Consider the following 20,146-nt stretch of genomic DNA (forward strand, 5'->3'; position numbering starts at 1 on the left):
ATATAAAGATATGTTTTCAAAATTAGCGTACTCCGTATTCGAACAAAGCATTAAAGATTATCATCAGTTTGATAATGTTGACCAACCGATTAATAATCCTTTCCCAAAAGATAAATTTGAACATTTATTGTATCATAAAAACTGGATTGATACCGTGCAATGGCACTTTGAGGATATTATTCGTGATCCAAATATTGATCCTGTTGCCGCTTTGACTTTGAAAAGAAGAATCGATGCTTCTAATCAAGAACGCACCGATATGGTGGAATATATTGATAGTTATTTTCTTCAAAAATACAGTCATGTAAAGGTAAAAGACGAAGCGAAAATCAACTCAGAAAGTCCGGCTTGGGCTTTTGACAGATTGTCTATTTTGGCTTTGAAAATTTACCACATGAGAGAAGAAGCTACTCGTGCCGAAGCTTCACAAGATCATAGAGATAAATGTCAAGCTAAATTGAATATTTTATTGGAACAAAGAACGGACTTGTCTTTGGCCATCGATGATTTATTGACAGACATCGAGAATGGGGATAAATTTATGAAAGTGTACAAGCAAATGAAAATGTACAACGATGATGATTTGAATCCTGTTTTGTATCAAAATAAGAAGTAATTTTTGGCAAACTCAGCATTGTCAAATACTATCAAACATATAGCCGTCATGAGACTTTCCGCAATGGGAGATGTCGCCATGACGGTTCCTGTTTTACGCGCTTTTGTAAAGCAGCATCCCGAAGTTAAAATTACGGTCATTTCCCGACCTTTTTTCAAACCTTTTTTTGAAGGGATTCCCAATGTTGCTTTTTTTGCTTTCGATGAAAAAGAAAAACACAAAGGGTTTTTAGGATTGTTGCGTTTGTTCCAAGATTTAAAACGTTTAGAAATCGATGCTTTTGCCGATTTACACAACGTTTTGCGTTCTAAAATCGTCCGAAACCTTTTTGCTTTAAGCGGAAAAAAAACAGCATCGGTTGATAAAGGAAGAGCGGAGAAAAAATCGTTGACCCAACCCGAAAATAAAGTGTTTAAGCAATTGCCAACGATGTTTGAAAGACATGTGAAAGTGTTTGAACAACTCGGTTTTACAGTTGATTTGTCCTCCCGAAGCGTCGGGACGGTTTTTCCTGAAAAAGCAGTTTTGAGCCCAGAAATTCTAGCAATAATTGGAGATAAAAATCAAAAACTAATAGGAATAGCTCCTTTTGCACAATATGATTCTAAAGTGTATCCGTTGGATTTAATGCAGGAAGTGATAGACAAATTAGCTTTGGATGCAGCCAATACCATTTTACTTTTTGGTGGCGGAAAAAAAGAAATTGAACTGTTGGATTCGCTTGCTTCCAACAAAGAAAATGTCATTACTATGGCAGGGCAACTCAAATTTCAACAGGAATTACAGCTCATTAGTAATCTGGATGTGATGCTTTCGATGGATTCCGGGAATGCGCATATTGCAGCCATGCTTGGCGTAAAAGTGATTACGCTTTGGGGCGCGACGCATCCGTATGCCGGATTTTCGCCCTTTAATCAGTCATTGGAAAATGCCTTGGTTTCGGACAGAAATCAGTTTCCAAAATTACCGACCTCGGTGTATGGAAATAAAAAAGTGGATGGCTATGAAGACGCCATGCGAACGATTACTGTTGATTCTATTGTAAAAGTTTTACATTAGTGTAAACAAGTGAATTAAATCAAATTCATAGTTAGGTTTATTGTTTTTTTTAGCTATTTCTTGAAGGAATAATTTTATAAATTATTTAACAAATAGGTTTTAAATTATTAGTGTTAAAAATACTAGTTTAGCTGGCTGTGAGTTAGGTCTTACAACTCAAAGTTCAATTAGGAGAAAGAGGAGCTTTTTTAATCAAGTTGCTTTTAGAAATCTTGAAATGCTAATACAATAAAAATAGAAACTATTTATGCCAAAAATTACTGTAACAATTGCAATTTTGTTCTTATTCTCTTTTTCAGCGTTTTCTCAAAAAACAAACCTTTCGGGTGTTTTAAAGGAAGGTAGCGAAAAAAACCCCATTTACAATTCGGTTGTTGCTTTATTAACCCCCAAAGACTCTATTTTATACAAGTTTACCCGATCGGATAAAGAGGGGAACTTTAATCTCAAAAATGTAAAAGCAGGAAACTATATATTGATGACGGCTCATAGCCAATATGCCGATTATGTAGATGCCATAACTGTTGAAGAAGGCGAAAAAAAAATGGGGACAATTGCTTTGATAAGCAAAATTAATGCGCTTAGAGAAGTAATTATAAAGACAGGTTCTATTAAAATTAAAGGAGATACTACCAGTTACAGGGCAAGTGATTTTAAAGTAGGTGCCAATGCAAACGTAGAAGAATTACTAAAAAAACTGCCAGGGATACAAGTAGATAAAAATGGTGTTATAAAAGCCATGGGTGAAACAGTAGAAAAAGTATTAGTAGATGGCGAAGAATTTTTTGGCGATGACCCTGGTATGGCGGTAAAAAACTTACGGGCAGATGCGGTAAAGGAAGTACAAGTTTTTAATAAGAAAAGTGATCAAGCCGAGTTTACAGGAATTGATGATGGCGAGACAAAAAAAACAATTAACCTGAAATTAAAGGAGGATAAAAAGAAAGGTTATTTTGGTAAAATAGATGCTGCAAACGGACCATTAACAACTATGGATTCCAGATACAATAGCAATCTTATGTTTAGCTCTTTTAAAGGCAAAAGAAAACTGTCCGCTTTTTTATTAAATGGGAATACGGGTCAAGACGGACTTGACTGGCAAGACAGCGAAAAATTTGGAGGACGAGATGATATAAGCATGAACATGGATGACGATGGAAATGTAAGTTATGAATGGACAGGTGGCAATACTGATGAAGAACCTTATGTTGACACTCAAAATGGGTTTATCAAAAACACCAACGCAGGATTGCAATACAGCAACAAGTGGAATGATAAACAAACATTGAATTTATCGCCAAAATACAATAAGCAAATTTACACCAACAATAATAGCAGGATTACCCAAACACAAGTAGGAGAAACCCAATTAAACGAAAACACATCGAAGGTAAGCAATGTAAACAGAAGTAATTTTAAACTAAATGCTACTTACGACGTAAAATTAGATTCTGTAAACTCGATAAAATTTACCGCCAAAACCAATTTTTATAATACAGAAAGCGATGAATTTATAAACGGAAATACTACGGGAGAGGATGGATTATTAAAAAACAAACAGGAAAAAACATTTACTACAAAATCAGATAAGGAATCTTTGTTTGCAAGTATTTTGTATAAACATAAATTCGCCAAAGCCCGTCGTACATTTTCTGTAAACGGTAGTTGGAACACGTTGAATACGGATGCAAATAATTTCTTAAAGTCTTCCAACGAAAGTTATGAAGGAGGCGATTTTTCCTCCAGGGTTGATGTAGATCAAAACAAAATAGGAGAAAAAACAAATCAAAATCTTGCTTTAAACGTTACCTATACAGAGCCTATTGGTAAGAAATTTGCATTGCAATTTGGCTATCAAGTTACTCATAACACTGGTGAAAGCAACTATTTAACCTATGATTATTCAGATGTTACAGGCAAGTATGATTTGGTTGTAGATTCTTTATCAAACCAGTTCAAACAGACCATAACAACAAATAAGCCCAATATAAAATTGAGTTACAATGCCAAAAAAATAAATTATAGCTTTGGAAGTGGTTTTGGTTTTACTTCGTTTGATTTGCAAGATCAAACTTTAAACAAAGAATACAAGCGCAGCTATACTAACTTTTTTCCAAATGCAAATCTCTCTTACAAGTACAAAAGCAACAGTAACTTGCGTTTCAATTATCAAGGCGCAACCAAACAGCCTACTATCGATCAATTACAGCCTTTGAGAAACAATCAAGATTTCTTTAATCAAACTGTAGGTAATCCAGATTTAAAGCAATCCTTTACCAATAGTATAAGCCTATCACACAATAGTTATAGTATTTTGACAGAATCGCATTTTTACCAAAATATTTCTTTTAGAACGACTGCCAATTTAATTTCTTACAATAAAGATATAGATCCAAAAAGCGCTAAAACAATTAGCACACCCATAAACACAAACGGTAATTTTTCTGGAAATTTTTATTTTGGATATGGATTTAAGATAAAAAAAATAGATTTACACGTTAATCTTAATCCATCTGTTAACTATAACAAATCAGTACTTAGTATTAATAACAAAACCAACAACTCCAATACGTTGAATTCAGGATTTTCAATTTATTTAAATAAATCAAAAGAAAAGAAATACGAATTTAGTTTAAGTAATAGATTTTCAAATAACAGAAACAGTACTTCTCAAAACGATGAAATAAAATCATTTAACACTAATAATTTGGACTTGGATATAGGGGTTTATTTCAAAGAAAAATGGAAACTGTCTACAGACTACAATTTAAATTCTCGTCAAAAAACGACCGATTTTCAAACCAATCTTACCAATCAATTGTGGAATGCAAGGCTGCAACGTACCTTCAAAAACGATGAGTTTACGGCTTATATCCTAGTACGAGATATTTTGAATCAAAATATAGGCATCAATAGATATGTTTATGAAAACGTAATAGGCGAGGAACGAAACGATAGGCTCAAAAGATATGCTATGATAGGCTTTTCCTGGAATTTTAAAAACAAAGGAGAAACAGCCAAAAAATAAATTAGCAACTGTTCTGAACGAAGTTCAAGGAATTACAATAATGAGCATTCAAAAAATCTAATTATCTAAGTTATCTATATATGAAATGAGCATGACTGTAATTGGGTCGCGAACACCAATGATGATATGCGAAACGAAGTTCAATGACAAAAAAAAAACAATATTAACGGTCATTAATTACATATGACCGATAAAAAACAATAAATATCAACATATGAAATCAATACTTTTTTTTATTGCAGCACTAATTTTTACAACTACATCAAAAGCACAACAATTTATAGATAAAGCTGTAATTGAGTATGAAGTGAATACCAATCTCAAAAAAACGATGAGCAATGACAGTTGGGATGAGATGATGAAAGACAACCTGTCTGACCTAAAAATATCCTATTTCACCTATACTTTTGCCGACAACAAAAGCCTATATAAATTTGATAGATGGAGCCCAAAAACAAGAATACCAAAACACGAAAAAGATGCGGATGAAGAAAACACTTGGTATTTTGATTTTACAACAGGAAAAATGAATATGCAAAAGCAAATAGTAGGAACTAATTTTGTAATAGCAGACAGCATACCAAATATACAATGGAAAATCACAAATGAACATAGAGAAATAGCCGGTTATAATTGCCGAAAAGCTGTCGGCAAAATAATGGATGATGTATATGTATTTGCTTTTTACACAGACGATATTACCATTTCTGGCGGTCCATGTTCAATAAATGGTTTGCCGGGTATGATTTTAGGACTTTCAATACCAAGATTATACACTTCATTTATAGCTACCAAAATAGATTTAAAAATCAGTAACGCATCCGACATACAACCCATCACAGCCAAAAAAACCTATGACTTAGTGGGGCTGAAGTCGTTGATAGGAGAAAAAACTAAGGATTGGTTCACCTATGGCGAGGATAAAGAAGAAAACAAAAGACAAAAAAATCTTTTTTTGTGGAATGCTTTTTTATAGTTCTTTAATGACAAATGAATTCGTATAAAAAATAAATCACAAATAAATTTTTTCGTCTTGGCAACGCTTCAAAATATAACTCTTTAAGTTCGAAATGGTTTCTTGATAAGCTGGAGCTTCAAAACCAAAACGCTCGTGTTCCATTTGTTCTTTTTCGATGGCGTTACAGCCTTTGATAACTTCTTTGAGCATATCGAGCATTGCTAGTTCTTTATTGTTTGTTTTCTGAAATTTGAACTCTACGATTTCATCCTGCAATTGCTCGCAATAATCCAAAAGTTGCGCAACTTCTGGTTCGTCAAGAAGGGAAGGGTTGTTCTTGAATATTTCTCGAATGGATTTCATGTAAAAATAGTTTACAGTCGCAGTTTAGTTTGAAATTTGATAAGCTGATTTTAAATCAGTGAACATTCCTTAATTCCCAATTTTTTAAACACAAAAATAGAATTTTTTTGGTTGTGGTTTGTGTTTAATACATCCTCTGGTGCTCGTTTGCAACGAGTATCTACTTACTTATGTGAACTAAATAAAGCGTTTGCAACGCGGCTAATATAATCTATTCTGTAAAGTATTGAAGCAGCCAAATTCTAGCTATCCGCGTTGCAAACGCTACAATTTATTTTTTCATTTAAATAGGTACTCGTCGCAGACGAGCACCAGAGAACGTGGACAAACGAGCGCTAGATAGGGTGTTAGTACGTTATTTTATTCAAATAGTATCAATTTATTAGTTTTCCGGATTTTAACAATATGATATGGCTGTGTCATTACAGCGGTTGCATCTCCTTTTAAAACATTGTCAATTGTTACGATAATTTTATTCTCTGTTTCTGTAATTTTGATGATATCTATTGAATGTCCACCATTTCCATATACTTTATCAAAAACCGCAATAACCATAAAATTCGCAAAATCAATATTCGTTTCTGTAAATCCGTCACTGTTATTATTCACGGAATTCATTTTAGTCAATAATTCATTCCAAGAGTTTGAGTCAGAAATTGTGAAATTCTGCTGAACAATATTCTCTCGTCCATTTCCAAAAAGATTGTTCTGTCCAATTGCCGTTAAATTAAGCGGATTCAAATCTTCATCCGTTTTGCTGCAACTTGTCATTAATCCGATAAATATTATAATAAATAAGATTGAAATTTTTGGTTTCATAATGTAGATGTTTTTATTAGTAACCTTTTTTGTCTAATGTGCTAAAAATTAAGTACATATGATAAAATAATACAAAATCAACTTGCCATTAAGCCTATTGCCCAAATCCGTTGTAGCTGTTACCTACAGTATTTTATTTTCAACTAGCCAATCATTTAAATTATTATCAAATATTTCGAAGTAGTATGATAAATTAAGGTTTTCCGAATTCCTCCATTCAATATTAAAATCTTCTATAATTTTAAATAATGTAGGGTTTAACTTTTTAAGTTTATTTAAACTTCTAGTTGTTACTTTCTTGTTGGCAGTTTCATTGTCATTAAATAATGCCATCGTATGTCCTATAAAATCTGTAATAACAGTTTCTTTTGATTTTTTTGATTTCAACATTATTTTGAGAATGTAATAACTCATAAAACTCAATTTAATTCTATCTGCTATAAAATCACGTTCTTTAAACCCCATTTTTATAAAATAAGGAAACATTTTTGTATGAGAACAGTAATTATGAATTCTTGCAAATAAAGCATTATTAGTTAATATTTGAAAAGAATCTGTGCCATACATACTATTTAAAATATCTCTGTCTGAAGACATTCCATTAGATTCAATATAAACATGAAGAAGCTCATGTGTAAATGAAGGAATATTTGGAGTTTTGCTTGAAGTATAAATTTCAATCGGATCTCTTTCTGTATTTACTCGCCAAGATATTTCATCCTTTGAGTAAATAAGTTTGAAATCAAATTTAGAATTCAGTTCATTCCAAAGTTCTATGTTTTGACTATTTATATTGTCTTCTAGAGTCATTTTTTTTAATATTGTAGTAACTTGTATATATGTGTCACAAAATCACACAAAGCCACCCATTTTTTGGTAGATATGTGTGACTCTATCATACAAACTTATCCTAAATAGTGTGGATTATGATTGTAATAGTATTCTGCTAATATAAGAAAAATAAGAACTTTCCTAAAATAAAAAAACTTCCCTTTTCAGAGAAGTTTTCGTTATAATTCATTTTGTATTTTCTAAACATCATCATAATCTACATAAATGCTTTCTGAGGTAGGATGCGCTTGACAGGTTAAGATCAAACCATCGGCGATTTCTTTATCGGTAAGAATGGAGTTTTTCGTCATTTCGGCAGTTCCGGATGTAACGCGAGCCAGACAGCTGCTACATATCCCACCTTGGCACGAATACGGAGCATCAATACCTTGTTTTAAAGCGGCATCAAGAACGGTTTGTTTTTGTGACATTTCGAAAGTCGTTTCTTCGTCATCCACCATAACGGTGATTTTAGAATGACCTTCCAATGATTTTTCTATTTTATTTTCTTTCGTAGAAGAAGAAAATAATTCAAATTTTATTGCCGATTCTTTAATATTATGCTCCTTCAAAACTCCAGAAACGACATTAATCATTTCTTCCGGACCGCATAAATAGAACTTATCAAACTCTAATTCCTTGTGTTTGTTATTTAAAACAAAATTCACCGTTGATTTTTCAATTCGTCCAAACAAAGCATTTTCTGCTTTGGCTTGACTGAAAACATAATGTACAAAAAGACGACCCACATATTGCAATTGCAAATCGTGTAATTCTTGATGAAAGATGGTTTCTTCTGGAGATTTGTTACCATAAACCAATACAAAAGAACTTTTAGGTTCATTTTTCAGCACCGATTTTAAGATAGAAAGTACGGGTGTGATTCCGCTTCCGGCAACGAAAGCCGCATAATTTTTTTGTCGGCCAACTTGTGGTTCAAAAATAAATTTTCCTTCCGGTTTTCCTACTTCAAGAACATCACCAGCTTTAAGTTTTGTGTTGGAAAATTGAGAGAAAGCACCGTTTTTCACTGCTTTCACCGCAATGCGCAATTCACCGCTCTCAGGAGCAGAGCAAATAGAATACGCACGACGAATCTCGGCACCGTCCAGGGTTAATCTTAAATTGATATATTGACCCGCGACAAAAGTATAATTCGCTTTTAATTCCTCAGGTACGTTAAAAAGTATGGAAACAGCGTCTTTGGTTTCGCGTTTTACTTCTTTTATTATTAGTTTTAAAAAAGATGGCATGTGATTATTTTTTTACAAAGATAGGAAACACATTAGGTTTCTAAAAATCAAAAGTATTGAAAATTTATATGCCTAAAACTGTTATGTATAAGAATCTTATGTATATTTGATTTTTGAAATAAGAAATACCACCAAACTTGCACCGACTGAACCATGAAAAACTCACAATTATACAAAGGAAGTCTGAATACGATTATCATGAAATTACTCGAAGAAAACGGCAAGATGTATGGCTATGAAATCACCCAGAAAGTAAAAGCGATTACCCAAGGCGAATTGAACATTACCGAAGGTGCTTTGTATCCGGCCTTGCACAAACTGGAAGCCGAAGGCTTGCTCGATGTGGAAATTGAAAAAGTGGATAATAGAATGCGTAAATATTACAAACTCACGGAAAGCGGCCAGAAAGAAACCGTAAACCGACTTTCGGAACTGGAAGATTTTATCCGAAACATGCAGAGCTTGGTAAATCCTAAATTAGAATTTTAATATGAAATTAAGTAGAGAAGAAATCCAAATAATTGAAAGAACTTTATTAGATAAAGGAGTTTTTTATGAAGATGTAAAGCTGGAATTGATTGATCATATCGCTTCGGATATTGAAAATCAATTAGAAAATAATAAGTCAAACTTTGAAAAAGCATTTCAAACTGTTTTTAATAAATGGGACGGATTATTGGAGACAACATCTAGTAGTTTTTGGTTAGGAATGTTATTTCAAGCTCCAAAAGTTGTTGTAGATAAATTGGTTTCTTATTCTAAAAGACAAGCTGTGATTGTATTAATTTTAGCTCTTGTTTTTGGGATTTTATTAGCCACAATTATTTCCGATATTCAACAGGAAAAGTTTTTTTATACTCTTAATTTGGGGTTAACAGGCGTGTTTTTCTTAATGGTTCTAGCCACAATTGTTAGTTTGTTTTTAATATGGAAATCAAAAGTTAAAACAACTTATGGAAGATTGTTTTTATTTAGAGGGTGGATTACTTTTGTTTTCTTTTATCAGTGTAATATTAATGGTGATCCATTATATAGTTTTAATGTTAATCATTCCTTGGGGGATAATTTTATAATCTGTTTTTTATTTGGTCTTGAGTTTTTCTATTCCTTTTATCAAATTAAAATGACTTTGGAGCACTTTGAAATAGTCAAAAAACACAAATTAGTTTAACATATATTTCTTATGAAACTAACCACCAAACAAATAGACCAACTTTACTTTTTTACCCGCCAGCATTATGTAGAATATTACGATTTACAAACGGAATTAGTCGATCATTTGGCGAACGCCATTGAAACCGAATGGAAACAAAACCCCAAGCTTACTTTTGACGAAGTCCTGAATAAGGAATTCAGGAAGTTTGGCGTTTTTGGGTTTATGGACGTGGTTGAAAATCGTCAAGCTGTTCTTCGTAAAAAATACAATCGTTTGGTGTTTCAACATTTTAAAACATTTTTTAAAGCACCAAGAATTCTATTAACAATAGTAATGATCTTTTTACTTTTTAAGATCCTTAAAACAAGCATTTACAACGACTATATTTTTATTGCCATTTGTATTATTTATTTTGGATTTATTTTTCATGAATTTTATAAGAATAAGAAAATCAAAAAGATACAAAAAGAGACCAATCAAAAGAAATGGTTATTTGAAGAAATCATTAACCAATATGGCAGTTTTTCGGGAGCTCTGACTTTTCCGTTTTATATTTTTACGCAAGTAAGCAGTCGTGCAGAAAGGTATTTGTTAAATGATTACTGGCTTTTCTCCGTAAGTTTGATGGTAGTGCTTTTTGGGATTTTAAATTATATTTTATTCAAAATCATCCCTTCCAAAGCAGAAGCCTATTTAAAACAAACCTACCCAGAATATAAATTAGAAAATTTGTAACGTTTTCTTACTTTGACTTACATACTATAAAACCAAAATAACCAAACTATGATTCAAAAATTTCTTTATCTCGAATGGAAAGCATTTATCAGATCGGCTTCCTTCGCTACTAATTTGGCTTTGAAAATCCTGATGGGTCTCGTCGCCATTTATTTCATTTTAATTTTCTTAGCATTAGGAATCGGGGCTTTTTATATTATTAAAAAAATGAATTTAGACCCGATCGTAACGGTAAACAAATTCATGATTTACTATGTGTTGATGGATTTAATCATCCGATTTATGTTGCAAAAAATACCCGTGATGAATATTCGTCCGATGTTGATTTTCCCTATAAAAAAATCCACTATTGTTCATTTCTCTTTAGGAAAAACCGTTTTGTCCTTCTTTAATTTGGTGCATGCTTTTTTCCTGATTCCATTTAGTGTTGTTTTAATAATTGAAGGTTATGATGTAGTGTCAGTGGTGCTTTGGTATACCGCGCTGTTTTCACTGCTGTACATCAATAATTTTATAAATATTGTATTGAGTAACAAAGATAATTTATTTGCAATTTTCTTAGCAATAGCAACCGTTTTAGGAGGTTTACAGTATTACGGACTGTTTAACATCACGGATTATACTGCTCCGTTTTTTAATGCTATTTTCAATACCTATTGGGCGTTTAGTATTCCAGTATTGGCTTTAATCGCCATATATTATGTTACTTTCCAATATTTCAAAAGCAATTTATACCTCGATGCGGGATTGTCGAACAAACACGATATTGCCAAAACCGAGGAGTTGACTTGGTTGAATCAATTTGGAACCATCGGAACGTTCTTGAAAAATGACATTAAATTAATCAAAAGAAACAAACGATCTAAAACCACCGTAGGATTGAGCGTGATGTTTCTTTTTTATGGCTTTCTTTTCTTTACCAATGGAATTGAGGCCTACAATAATCCTATGATGCACATTTTTGCCGGAATTTTCGTTTCCGGTGGATTCCTCATCACTTTCGGACAATTTGTACCCAGCTGGGACAGCGCCTATTACCAGTTAATGATGACACAAAATATTCCTTACAAAGGCTATTTGAGTTCTAAATGGTGGTTGATGGTAATCGCTACAATAGTTACCACAACAATTGCTTCTTTCTATCTGTATTTTGGATGGCAGGTATATTTGACAATAGTGGTTGGTGCAATTTATAACATTGGAGTCAATTCCCATTTGGTTTTGCTGGGCGGCGCCTATACCAAAACGCCAATCGATTTGAGTTCCGGTAAAGGTGCTTTTGGGGACAAAAAAGCATTCAATATAAAAACCATGTTGATTTCTATTCCACAGTTGGCTTTGCCGGTTTTACTGTATTGGTTAGGTTCGACTTTGGCCAATGCAAATGTGGGATTAGCCTTAGTGGCTTCGGCAGGAGTAATTGGATTTGCTTTGAAAGACAAGGTTTTTTCTTTGATTGAAAAAATTTACAAATCCGAAAAATATGCCACAATTGCGGCCTACAAACAAAAAGGATAATTAGAAATCAGATTAACCAAATAACCAGTTAAACGATTAAACTTAAAAAAAAATGATACAAGTAAACAACCTTTCAAAAACATACAACGGAACAACCGTATTAAAAATTGACAATTTAGAAATAAAAAAAGGCGAAAGCTTTGGATTAGTGGGCAATAACGGTGCCGGAAAAACCACTTTTTTCAGCCTTTTATTGGATTTAATCCAGCCTTCAACAGGGAATATTGTCAACAATGAGGTACAAGTAAACACCAGCGAAAACTGGAAACCATTCACCGCTTCTTTTCTCGATGAAAGCTTCCTGATTGGCTACTTAACTCCCGAGGAATATTTTTATTTTATAGGCGATTTGCGCGGACAAAATAAAGCCGATGTCGATGCTTTATTGGCAACACACGAAGAATTCTTCAACGGAGAAATCCTTAAAAACAAGAAATATTTACGCGATTTATCCAAAGGGAATCAGAAAAAGGTGGGCATCATCGCCACATTAATCGGGAATCCGGAAGTGATTATTCTGGACGAACCGTTTGCCAATTTAGATCCAACGACACAATTTAGATTAAAAAAAATCATCAAGGATTTAGCCGATAATCCGGATGTTACGGTGCTGGTTTCCAGCCATGATTTGTTGCACACCGTTGAGGTAAGTGACAGAATCGTCACTTTACACAAAGGCGAAGTGGTCAAAGACATTCAAACTTCTGAGGAAACATTAAAGGAATTAGAAGCATTTTTTGCGGTTTAAAATTCAACAAAACAGCTATAGAAAAAACAGTTTACCGCTAATTCGCCAATTGCATTTATTAATTTGAGTGTTTAATTAGCGAATTAGCGGTTTATTTTTAAGCTGTCAAATCAAAAGGTATAGCATTCAAGCCCGTAAGAGCTTAATTTGGGCGTGACCCGGAAAAAAATCCGGGTCGGGCTTTCACTCTCAATCTTTTTTATTCTTGAAAAAGAATAAAAAAGGATTTCCGCTACAACCCTCACGCAAACAATCAGGACTCAAATAAATCCAGATAATTTTCACGATAGCAAAAAGAAACGTATTTTTACCAGTAAGTATACTAAAAAGCATATTTAAAAGTTAATTGATAAAAACGTTTTCCATTGAAAGTCAGTAGATTCAAACAGTTATTTTTCTTCTTATTTTTCGGTTTTTTAGTAGCCTGTTCTACTAAGAGAGATACTTTTATGGCCAGAAATTCCCATGCCTTAAGTACAAAGTATAATATTTTATACAACGGTCAAGTAGGTTTGGACAAAGGAGTAAAGGAAGTAAAATCCAACAGTGATGATGATTTCTGGAAACGTCTGCCAATAGAAAAAATGCAAATTGTAGAAGACCTCGCTTCCACCACAACACCGAAAAACACAAATTTTGAATTGGCAGAAGCCAAAGCGACCAAAGCCATTCAAAAACATTCCATGAACATTGGCGGAAGAGAAAAAAACACTCAAATTGACGAAGCCTATCTTATGCTTGGTAAATCCCGTTATTACGACCAACGATTTGTTCCGGCACTCGACGCATTCAATTATATTTTATACAAATATCCCAACAGCAGCAAGATTTATGAGGCTAAAATTTGGCGTGAAAAAACCAATATGCGGTTAGGAAACGATGCTTTGGTAATAAAAAACATAAGTAAATTATTAGAAGACCACGAAGTAAAAAAACAAGTTTTTGCTGATGCAAATGCCCTTTTATCTGAGTCTTTTTTAAATTTAGAAGAAAAAGACAGCGCAGTTGCTAAACTAAAATTAGCCATAGCATTCACCAAAGTAAATCAGGAAAGAGCACGATATCGTTTTGTTTTGGGACAATTGTATCAACAATTAGGATACAAGGACAGCGCCGTTAGTTCGTATCAATCAGTGATTGACATGAACCGAAAAGCAGATAGAAAATTTGTCATTCAGGCGCATGCTAAAAAAGCGGAATTATTTGATTATCAAAACGGTGATTTCAATTCCTTTACAAAAACATTTGATAAACTGGCAAAAGACAGAGAAAATCGACCGTATAAAGATTTAATTTTTCATCATATGGCGGTGTTTTATGATCAGAAAAACGATCAGAAGAAAGCGTTAGATTTTTACAACTTATCCTTAAGAACTGATTCAAAAGATTCCTATTTAGTAGCCTCAAATTACCGAAATTTAGGAAATATGTATTTTAGAAATGCTGAATATCCTGCTGCTGCAAAATATTATGACAGTACATTGGTAAAACTCCATGACAAAACGAGAGAGCATAATAAAATTCAAAAAATTAGAAATAATCTGGATGAAGTGATTTTGTATGAGGCTCTTGCCAAAAGAAATGACAGTATTTTAAATGTTGTTTCATTGAATGAGAGCGATAAAATCGCCTATTTTGAAAAATACATCGTCAAATTAAAAGAAGAGGATGAAATCAAGAGAGTTTTAGAAGAAAAGCGAAAAGAAAAACAAGAAAATATAGAAAGAAATAGTACAACCAGTTCTATTGATCCGGCTTCTAATCAGGAACCGGGAAAACCGGCAAAAAAATCAGCATTGATGCCGCCGGCTATTACTACTATTTCCTCACAACAAGCAGGGAGTATTTTCTATTTTTATAATCCTACGACCGTAGCTTTTGGAAAAATAGAATTCAAAAAAACGTGGGGTGACAGAACCCCGACTGGCAATTGGAGAATATCATCCAGTACTGGAGATCCAACTTCGGCAGATCCGCTGAACGATGATAAAGAAACTCTTGAGAAGGAATCAACAGCGGAGAAAATTGTGGAGCAGCAATACACCACGGATTTTTATTTGAAACAACTTCCAACAATACAAACGGAAATAGACAGCATTGGTAAAGAACGTAATTTTGCCTATTACCAATTGGGGATTATTTATAAGGAAAAATTCAAAGAAAATAATTTAGCCATCGCTAAACTGGAACAATTATTAAACAATAATCCAGAGGAAAAACTGATTCTTCCATCGATGTATAATTTGTATAAATTATATCAAATCACCGATGTAAGTAAAGCAGAAGCGATGAAAAAAAGAATATCGGCTCAATATCCGGATTCTCGTTATGCGCAAATTGTAAACAACACAAGCTTAACTGTGGCTTCAATAAATGAAACGCCTGAAAGAGCCTATAATAAATGGTATAAATTATACCAACAAGAACAATTTGTTGCGGTTTTAGAGAACTCAGACGCTTTGATTAATCAGTTTTCGGGAGATGAAATTGTATCAAAATTCGAACTGCTTAAAGCAAACGCCATTGGAAAATTAAAAGGAGTAATGGCTTACAAAAATGCTTTGCAAGGAGTGGCTGATAATTATCCGAACAGCGAAGAAGGAAAAAATGCGCAAGAAATCCTGACGAGTCAAATCCCGTTTTTAGAGAAAATGGAGTTGAATACAACAGAATCAAATAATTGGAAAATTCTATATCGTGTAGGTTCACGAGAGGATAAAAATACAAAAGCAATAGAGGAAAAAATCAAAATGTTTATTGCTGCAGAAAACCTTCAGAAACTATATTATTCCTATGATGTTTATACTGAAAAAGAAAATTTCATCACGATTCACGGAATAAAATCAGAAGTTTACGCTAAGGATATTGTTTTTGTATTGAAAGAAAATGTGAAATATAAATTGGTCGATCCTGCTATTGTGGTTTCGGGTGAGAACTACAAAGTGATTCAAATCAAGAAAAATATGGACACTTATTTAGCGCCAAAAATTCCATAAATATGTTTGATAAAAAGCAAAAATCATACACCGATCTTTTGGGTAAAACCAATAGAATTGTTGAAGGAACTACTATAAAAGGGGATATTATTTCGCATGCTGATTTTAGATTAGACGGAAACTTGATAGGGAATTTTCAGTCTGGCGGGAAAATTGTCATTGGCCCTGCCGGAAGCGTTACCGGAGATATTGTGTGTAAAAATGCGGATATTGAAGGGAAATTTGACGGAAAAATTCAAGTAACCGAAGTGCTGAATGTAAAATCAAAAGCCAGTATTCATGGAGAAGTTACCACGGGAAAACTATCAGTAGAACCCGGTGCTGATTTTAGCGCTTCTTGTACAATGAAGACGAATATAAAAAATCTAATCCAGAACGATGGACAACAATCCCAACAAAAAAAGAGCGAATAAATGGCTTGCGCTGATTAACATTCCGATTCAAATGGGAGCCATCATCTTTCTATTTTCCTATTTCGGAGACTGGTTAGACGAGAATCATCCCCATCCAAAAGTATATTACAGCAAGATTTCAGTAATGGTTGGCGTTGCACTGGCTTTGTATAATGTGATACGACAGGTGAACGAAATCAATAAAACGCAGTAATTTTTCAATAGAAATACCAGAATAATCTTGACTACGCTCGATTTCAATGTCTTTAAGGTTAAGGATTCGTCAATTCGTCCCGACGCTTCGGGAGAGCAGAAATTTGCGATAGAAAATTTCTACGAAGTATAGAGAACCCTTACGTTTTGAAGGCTTCTCGATACAATTTTAAACATTAAAGCTTTCGCATTAATGTTTAAAATCACTCGAAGTGACGGTTAAAATTGCTTAGCTTGATGATATTGTGCTCGATTTGACATAAAAAAAGACGGTGTTTTCAAAGATAAAATGGTATAAATTTGCACCTTAGTGCCGCTACGGCAAAAAATAAACACAATGAATTTGAAAAATTACAAACCGCTTCTGCCTTTGTTGGCACTTGCGGGATTAGCTTATGTTGTTCATCGGGTTGCTTTTTATGTGTTTGATATAAATGATGCGACTTTTTATTATTCGATAGAAACCCTTTATATATTGTTTCTGGTTTTGTCTATCATGATATTTGTGGTTTTGTTAAAAGTCAAAGAACGCAGTTTTGATAACGTGGGTATGTCATTTCTTTTGAGTACCAGTATTAAAATGATTGTTTGTTATCTGATTTTAAAGCCTATATTGCAGGCTACAACACAAAACAATGCAATAGAGAAAAAGAATTTTTTTATGATGTTTATTCTCTTTTTAGCAATTGAAACCGTATTAACAATACGTATATTAAACGAAAAGCAATAAATATGTTATTCAAGGAACAAATCCATCAAAAATAATTTTTTATATTCTTTTGAATATTAATAAAAGATGTACATTTGCACCAAATTTCAGAAACGTAATAAATTAAGATAATTAACTGTTATGGTGATTTCAAACAAACCACTTAGATTTATAGTAGCGACTTTAGTAGCCTGTCTTCCTTTAATGAGTTTTGCAAATCCTGAACAGGATACTGTGAAAGTAAAAACAGAAGTTGCTCATGAGGCAGCCGAAGGAGCTCATGCTGAACCAACAGATGTAAAATCTAAAATAAAAGAGTTCATCAATCATCACCTTTTAGATGCGCATGATTTTACCTTTTCGGCAAATGAAGAAACGGGTGAACATTATGGTTTTTCATTGCCAATTATTCTTTGGGATAATGGTTTACAAGTGTTTTCTTCTTCAAAATTTCATCACGGTGGAGAAGTTGCAGAACACAATGGAAACTTCTACGTATTGCACCACGAAAAAATATATAAAACGGAGGCGGATGGCGCTTTAACAGAAGAGCACGGTCATCCTACAAATGTTAGGCCATTGGATTTTTCAATCACTAAAAGTGTTGTGGGGATTTTGGGTATAGCTATTGTGATGTTTTTGTTATTTACAGGATTAGCTAAATCATACAGTAAAAATAATGGTATTGCATCAGGTGCGGGACGTTTCTTTGAACCGCTTGTTCTTTATGTAAGAGACGAAATTGCTATACCAAATATTGGAGAAAAACATTATAAAAAATACATGAGTTATTTATTGACTATATTTTTCTTTATATTGTTTTTAAATATTCTTGGATTAATGCCATTTGGATTCAATGTAACCGGGAATTTCACCATTACAGCTTCTTTGGCAATATTGACCTATTTAATAACAACTTTTACGGCTAATAAAAATTATTGGGGACACATTTTCTGGATGCCGGGTGTGCCAACTCCAATGAAATTTATTTTGGCTCCAATTGAATTATTGGGAACAATTATCAAACCATTTTCATTAATGATACGTTTGTACGCTAACATGGTTGCGGGTCACGTAGTTTTGATGAGCATCATTGGTTTAATGTTTATCTTTAAAAGCTGGATTGGAAGCACGCTATCTTTTGGATTAGCTTTTGTACTTTCTATCCTTGAGATATTAGTGGCTTTTTTACAAGCGTATATTTTTACCATGTTATCTGCCCTTTATTTTGGAGCAGGAAACGAAGAGCATCATCACGACGAAGCTCACCATTAAGTCGAAAGTCAAACGTCGAAAGTTTAAAGTCAGCTTGACTTTATGACATTAGACTTTACAACTTTAGACTATTAATAAGAATGTTTAATTTTTAATATATATATTATGCAAATTCCAGAAATTGTAGGAGCAGGATTAATTGTAATCGGAGCAGGTTTAGGTATTGGTAGAATTGGTGGTTCAGCAATGGACGCTATTGCTCGTCAACCAGAAGCTTCAGGAAAAATCCAAACAGCTATGCTTATTGCAGCTGCACTTATTGAAGGTATTGGTTTCGCGGCTTTATTCGCTTAATTAAAACTAAAAAAGCAATAGTTGCAACGGTTGGTTGTGACTATTGTTTTTAAAATTAAAACATTACAAATTGCGATTAAAAGCAATTCATACTTTAAAATTTATAATTAGATATAATGGATAAGTTAATAAATGATTTTTCGTTTGGTTTGTTGATTTGGCAGATAGCAATATTTGTTGGGTTGATTTTTTTATTGAAAAAATTCGCTTGGAAACCAATTCTTGATGCAGTTAATGATAGAGAAGAAGGAATTAAAAATGCATTACTTTCTGCTGAAAATGCTAGAAAAGAAATGCAAAATCTTCAAGCTGATAACCAACGTATTTTACAAGAAGCAAGATTAGAGCGTGACAATATGCTTAAAGATGCTCGTGAAATGAAAGAAAAAATGGTTGCTGATGCTAAAAACGAAGCGCAAGTTCAAGGTCTGAAAATGATCGAACAAGCGAAAGCAGCAATTGAAAGTGAAAAAAATGCAGCAATGGCAGAATTGAAATTACAGGTTTCAACTTTATCATTGAGTATCGCAGAAAAAATATTGAAAGACGAATTATCTAACAAAGAAGCTCAAACTAAATTAGTTGAGAAAATGTTAGGTGACGTAAAGTTAAACTAACAATTATGGCAAGTACAAGAGCAGCAATTCGTTATGCAAAAGCAATTCTAGACTTAGCAAACTCAAAAGGTGTTGCCGAAGTTGTAAATAACGACATGAAATCTATTGCTTCGACAATTAATGGTAATTTGGAATTGAGTACTTTTATTCAAAATCCTACCATGAAAGTGGAAGTGAAAGAAAAAGCACTGTTAGAAGTTTTTGCAGGTATCAATGGCGTAACTCAAGGGTTGTTTCATTTGTTATTTGAAAACAAAAGATTCGAAATTCTAGAAGCAATTGCAATAGAATACAGTAAATTATCTGATATTATGAATGGTGTTGAAGTAGCTCAGGTTACTACAGCTATTCCTATGGATGTAGCATTAGAAGCACAAGTTTTGGCTAAAATTGCAACCCTTTCGGATAAAAAAATCACAATCGAAAATATAGTAGATGCTTCAATTATTGGAGGATTTATCTTAAGAATAGGCGACAAGCAATACAATGCTTCAGTAGCCAACAGATTACAAGTATTAAAAAGAGAGTTAAGTAATTAGTTTTATTGCACATTTAAGTGTCTAAAT

At 33.2% G+C, this 20,146-nt stretch carries 21 protein-coding genes; 17 read left to right on the top strand and 4 right to left on the bottom strand.

The window, feature by feature from the left end; translation table 11 throughout:
* The first annotated feature begins 10 nt into the window (after positions 1 to 10).
* The 4 genes from ACNQGX_RS05370 (at position 11) to ACNQGX_RS05385 (ending at position 5,679) form a co-directional block, all read left to right on the top strand.
* Positions 11 to 616, top strand: coding sequence for a DUF4254 domain-containing protein (locus ACNQGX_RS05370; protein WP_417974727.1), 606 nt, complete (start codon positions 11 to 13; stop codon positions 614 to 616).
* 48 nt (positions 617 to 664) lie between these two features.
* A complete protein-coding gene (locus tag ACNQGX_RS05375; RefSeq protein WP_417974729.1) occupies positions 665 to 1,675 on the top strand; it encodes a glycosyltransferase family 9 protein in 1,011 nt (336 codons plus the stop codon).
* A gap of 247 nt (positions 1,676 to 1,922) precedes the next feature.
* Positions 1,923 to 4,703 (top strand): outer membrane beta-barrel protein, encoded by a 2,781-nt coding sequence (locus tag ACNQGX_RS05380; RefSeq protein ID WP_417974731.1) that lies wholly within the window; start codon positions 1,923 to 1,925, stop codon positions 4,701 to 4,703.
* A 214-nt stretch (positions 4,704 to 4,917) separates the two neighbouring features.
* On the top strand, positions 4,918 to 5,679 hold the full coding sequence (locus tag ACNQGX_RS05385) for a GLPGLI family protein (protein WP_417974733.1): 762 nt from the start codon (positions 4,918 to 4,920) through the stop codon (positions 5,677 to 5,679).
* Between the two features lie 36 nt (positions 5,680 to 5,715).
* Here the strand turns inward: ACNQGX_RS05385 and ACNQGX_RS05390 are convergent, their stop codons facing one another.
* The 4 genes from ACNQGX_RS05390 to ACNQGX_RS05405 all read right to left on the bottom strand — a co-directional run bounded on the left by ACNQGX_RS05390 (position 5,716) and on the right by ACNQGX_RS05405 (position 8,927).
* Positions 5,716 to 6,024 (bottom strand): hypothetical protein, encoded by a 309-nt coding sequence (locus ACNQGX_RS05390; protein WP_417974735.1) that lies wholly within the window; start codon positions 6,022 to 6,024, stop codon positions 5,716 to 5,718.
* A 360-nt stretch (positions 6,025 to 6,384) separates the two neighbouring features.
* On the bottom strand, positions 6,385 to 6,843 hold the full coding sequence (locus ACNQGX_RS05395; protein WP_417974737.1) for a protease complex subunit PrcB family protein: 459 nt from the start codon (positions 6,841 to 6,843) through the stop codon (positions 6,385 to 6,387).
* A 123-nt stretch (positions 6,844 to 6,966) separates the two neighbouring features.
* On the bottom strand, positions 6,967 to 7,653 hold the full coding sequence (locus ACNQGX_RS05400; RefSeq protein ID WP_417974739.1) for a hypothetical protein: 687 nt from the start codon (positions 7,651 to 7,653) through the stop codon (positions 6,967 to 6,969).
* Between the two features lie 221 nt (positions 7,654 to 7,874).
* Positions 7,875 to 8,927: a 2Fe-2S iron-sulfur cluster-binding protein gene (locus ACNQGX_RS05405; RefSeq protein WP_417974741.1), complete on the bottom strand. Its 1,053-nt coding sequence runs from the start codon at positions 8,925 to 8,927 to the stop codon at positions 7,875 to 7,877.
* Positions 8,928 to 9,080: 153 nt separating this feature from the next.
* On the opposite strand from ACNQGX_RS05405, the gene ACNQGX_RS05410 reads away from it, so the two are divergent.
* From ACNQGX_RS05410 to atpH, 13 genes are all read left to right on the top strand, one after another.
* A complete protein-coding gene (locus ACNQGX_RS05410) occupies positions 9,081 to 9,416 on the top strand; it encodes a PadR family transcriptional regulator (RefSeq protein ID WP_417974743.1) in 336 nt (111 codons plus the stop codon).
* Between the two features lies 1 nt (position 9,417).
* Entirely contained in the window at positions 9,418 to 10,098 is a 681-nt protein-coding gene (locus tag ACNQGX_RS05415) for a hypothetical protein (RefSeq protein ID WP_417974745.1), read from the top strand.
* A gap of 12 nt (positions 10,099 to 10,110) precedes the next feature.
* Positions 10,111 to 10,818 carry a hypothetical protein gene (locus ACNQGX_RS05420; protein ID WP_417974747.1) on the top strand — a complete coding sequence of 236 codons (708 nt, stop codon included), beginning with the start codon at positions 10,111 to 10,113 and terminating at the stop codon, positions 10,816 to 10,818.
* Between the two features lie 48 nt (positions 10,819 to 10,866).
* On the top strand, positions 10,867 to 12,336 hold the full coding sequence (locus ACNQGX_RS05425; RefSeq protein WP_417974749.1) for a DUF5687 family protein: 1,470 nt from the start codon (positions 10,867 to 10,869) through the stop codon (positions 12,334 to 12,336).
* A gap of 52 nt (positions 12,337 to 12,388) precedes the next feature.
* Positions 12,389 to 13,084 (top strand): ABC transporter ATP-binding protein, encoded by a 696-nt coding sequence (locus tag ACNQGX_RS05430; RefSeq protein WP_131914628.1) that lies wholly within the window; start codon positions 12,389 to 12,391, stop codon positions 13,082 to 13,084.
* Between the two features lie 365 nt (positions 13,085 to 13,449).
* Entirely contained in the window at positions 13,450 to 16,080 is a 2,631-nt protein-coding gene (gene porW / locus ACNQGX_RS05435; protein WP_417974751.1) for a type IX secretion system periplasmic lipoprotein PorW/SprE, read from the top strand.
* 2 nt (positions 16,081 to 16,082) lie between these two features.
* On the top strand, positions 16,083 to 16,493 hold the full coding sequence (locus ACNQGX_RS05440) for a bactofilin family protein (RefSeq protein WP_417974753.1): 411 nt from the start codon (positions 16,083 to 16,085) through the stop codon (positions 16,491 to 16,493).
* Positions 16,459 to 16,686: an AtpZ/AtpI family protein gene (locus ACNQGX_RS05445; protein WP_417974755.1), complete on the top strand. Its 228-nt coding sequence runs from the start codon at positions 16,459 to 16,461 to the stop codon at positions 16,684 to 16,686. The genes ACNQGX_RS05440 and ACNQGX_RS05445 overlap by 35 nt, the downstream gene beginning before the upstream one ends.
* Before the next feature lie 336 nt (positions 16,687 to 17,022).
* Positions 17,023 to 17,415 carry a hypothetical protein gene (locus ACNQGX_RS05450; RefSeq protein WP_417974757.1) on the top strand — a complete coding sequence of 131 codons (393 nt, stop codon included), beginning with the start codon at positions 17,023 to 17,025 and terminating at the stop codon, positions 17,413 to 17,415.
* 120 nt (positions 17,416 to 17,535) lie between these two features.
* Complete coding sequence (gene atpB / locus ACNQGX_RS05455) at positions 17,536 to 18,669, top strand: F0F1 ATP synthase subunit A (RefSeq protein WP_417974759.1); 1,134 nt, start codon at positions 17,536 to 17,538, stop codon at positions 18,667 to 18,669.
* 105 nt (positions 18,670 to 18,774) lie between these two features.
* Positions 18,775 to 18,963, top strand: a complete 189-nt coding sequence (gene atpE, locus ACNQGX_RS05460) for an ATP synthase F0 subunit C (protein ID WP_165929386.1) — start codon at positions 18,775 to 18,777, stop codon at positions 18,961 to 18,963.
* 116 nt (positions 18,964 to 19,079) lie between these two features.
* The gene (locus ACNQGX_RS05465) at positions 19,080 to 19,580 is read left to right on the top strand and encodes a F0F1 ATP synthase subunit B (protein WP_417974761.1); all 501 of its coding nucleotides are present in this window, start codon (positions 19,080 to 19,082) and stop codon (positions 19,578 to 19,580) included.
* Positions 19,581 to 19,585: 5 nt separating this feature from the next.
* Positions 19,586 to 20,119, top strand: a complete 534-nt coding sequence (gene atpH, locus ACNQGX_RS05470; protein ID WP_131914635.1) for an ATP synthase F1 subunit delta — start codon at positions 19,586 to 19,588, stop codon at positions 20,117 to 20,119.
* Positions 20,120 to 20,146: the final 27 nt, after the last annotated feature.

The sequence above is a fragment of the Flavobacterium glycogeni genome (assembly GCF_048286775.1).
Classification (GTDB): domain Bacteria; phylum Bacteroidota; class Bacteroidia; order Flavobacteriales; family Flavobacteriaceae; genus Flavobacterium.

Excerpts from the sequence above, each read along its gene's own strand:
- ACNQGX_RS05395 (WP_417974737.1), bottom strand. The coding sequence starts at position 6,843 with ATGAAACCAAAAATTTCAATCTTATTTATTATAATATTTATCGGATTA.
- ACNQGX_RS05465 (WP_417974761.1), top strand. The coding sequence starts at position 19,080 with ATGGATAAGTTAATAAATGATTTTTCGTTTGGTTTGTTGATTTGGCAG.
- ACNQGX_RS05415 (WP_417974745.1), top strand. The coding sequence starts at position 9,418 with ATGAAATTAAGTAGAGAAGAAATCCAAATAATTGAAAGAACTTTATTA.
- ACNQGX_RS05375 (WP_417974729.1), top strand. The coding sequence starts at position 665 with ATGAGACTTTCCGCAATGGGAGATGTCGCCATGACGGTTCCTGTTTTA.
- ACNQGX_RS05380 (WP_417974731.1), top strand. The coding sequence starts at position 1,923 with ATGCCAAAAATTACTGTAACAATTGCAATTTTGTTCTTATTCTCTTTT.
- ACNQGX_RS05440 (WP_417974753.1), top strand. The coding sequence starts at position 16,083 with ATGTTTGATAAAAAGCAAAAATCATACACCGATCTTTTGGGTAAAACC.
- ACNQGX_RS05385 (WP_417974733.1), top strand. The coding sequence starts at position 4,918 with ATGAAATCAATACTTTTTTTTATTGCAGCACTAATTTTTACAACTACA.
- ACNQGX_RS05400 (WP_417974739.1), bottom strand. The coding sequence starts at position 7,653 with ATGACTCTAGAAGACAATATAAATAGTCAAAACATAGAACTTTGGAAT.
- ACNQGX_RS05405 (WP_417974741.1), bottom strand. The coding sequence starts at position 8,927 with ATGCCATCTTTTTTAAAACTAATAATAAAAGAAGTAAAACGCGAAACC.
- ACNQGX_RS05410 (WP_417974743.1), top strand. The coding sequence starts at position 9,081 with ATGAAAAACTCACAATTATACAAAGGAAGTCTGAATACGATTATCATG.
- ACNQGX_RS05450 (WP_417974757.1), top strand. The coding sequence starts at position 17,023 with ATGAATTTGAAAAATTACAAACCGCTTCTGCCTTTGTTGGCACTTGCG.
- atpE (WP_165929386.1), top strand. The coding sequence starts at position 18,775 with ATGCAAATTCCAGAAATTGTAGGAGCAGGATTAATTGTAATCGGAGCA.
- ACNQGX_RS05420 (WP_417974747.1), top strand. The coding sequence starts at position 10,111 with ATGAAACTAACCACCAAACAAATAGACCAACTTTACTTTTTTACCCGC.
- ACNQGX_RS05425 (WP_417974749.1), top strand. The coding sequence starts at position 10,867 with ATGATTCAAAAATTTCTTTATCTCGAATGGAAAGCATTTATCAGATCG.
- ACNQGX_RS05370 (WP_417974727.1), top strand. The coding sequence starts at position 11 with ATGTTTTCAAAATTAGCGTACTCCGTATTCGAACAAAGCATTAAAGAT.
- atpH (WP_131914635.1), top strand. The coding sequence starts at position 19,586 with ATGGCAAGTACAAGAGCAGCAATTCGTTATGCAAAAGCAATTCTAGAC.
- ACNQGX_RS05430 (WP_131914628.1), top strand. The coding sequence starts at position 12,389 with ATGATACAAGTAAACAACCTTTCAAAAACATACAACGGAACAACCGTA.
- ACNQGX_RS05390 (WP_417974735.1), bottom strand. The coding sequence starts at position 6,024 with ATGAAATCCATTCGAGAAATATTCAAGAACAACCCTTCCCTTCTTGAC.
- ACNQGX_RS05445 (WP_417974755.1), top strand. The coding sequence starts at position 16,459 with ATGGACAACAATCCCAACAAAAAAAGAGCGAATAAATGGCTTGCGCTG.
- atpB (WP_417974759.1), top strand. The coding sequence starts at position 17,536 with ATGGTGATTTCAAACAAACCACTTAGATTTATAGTAGCGACTTTAGTA.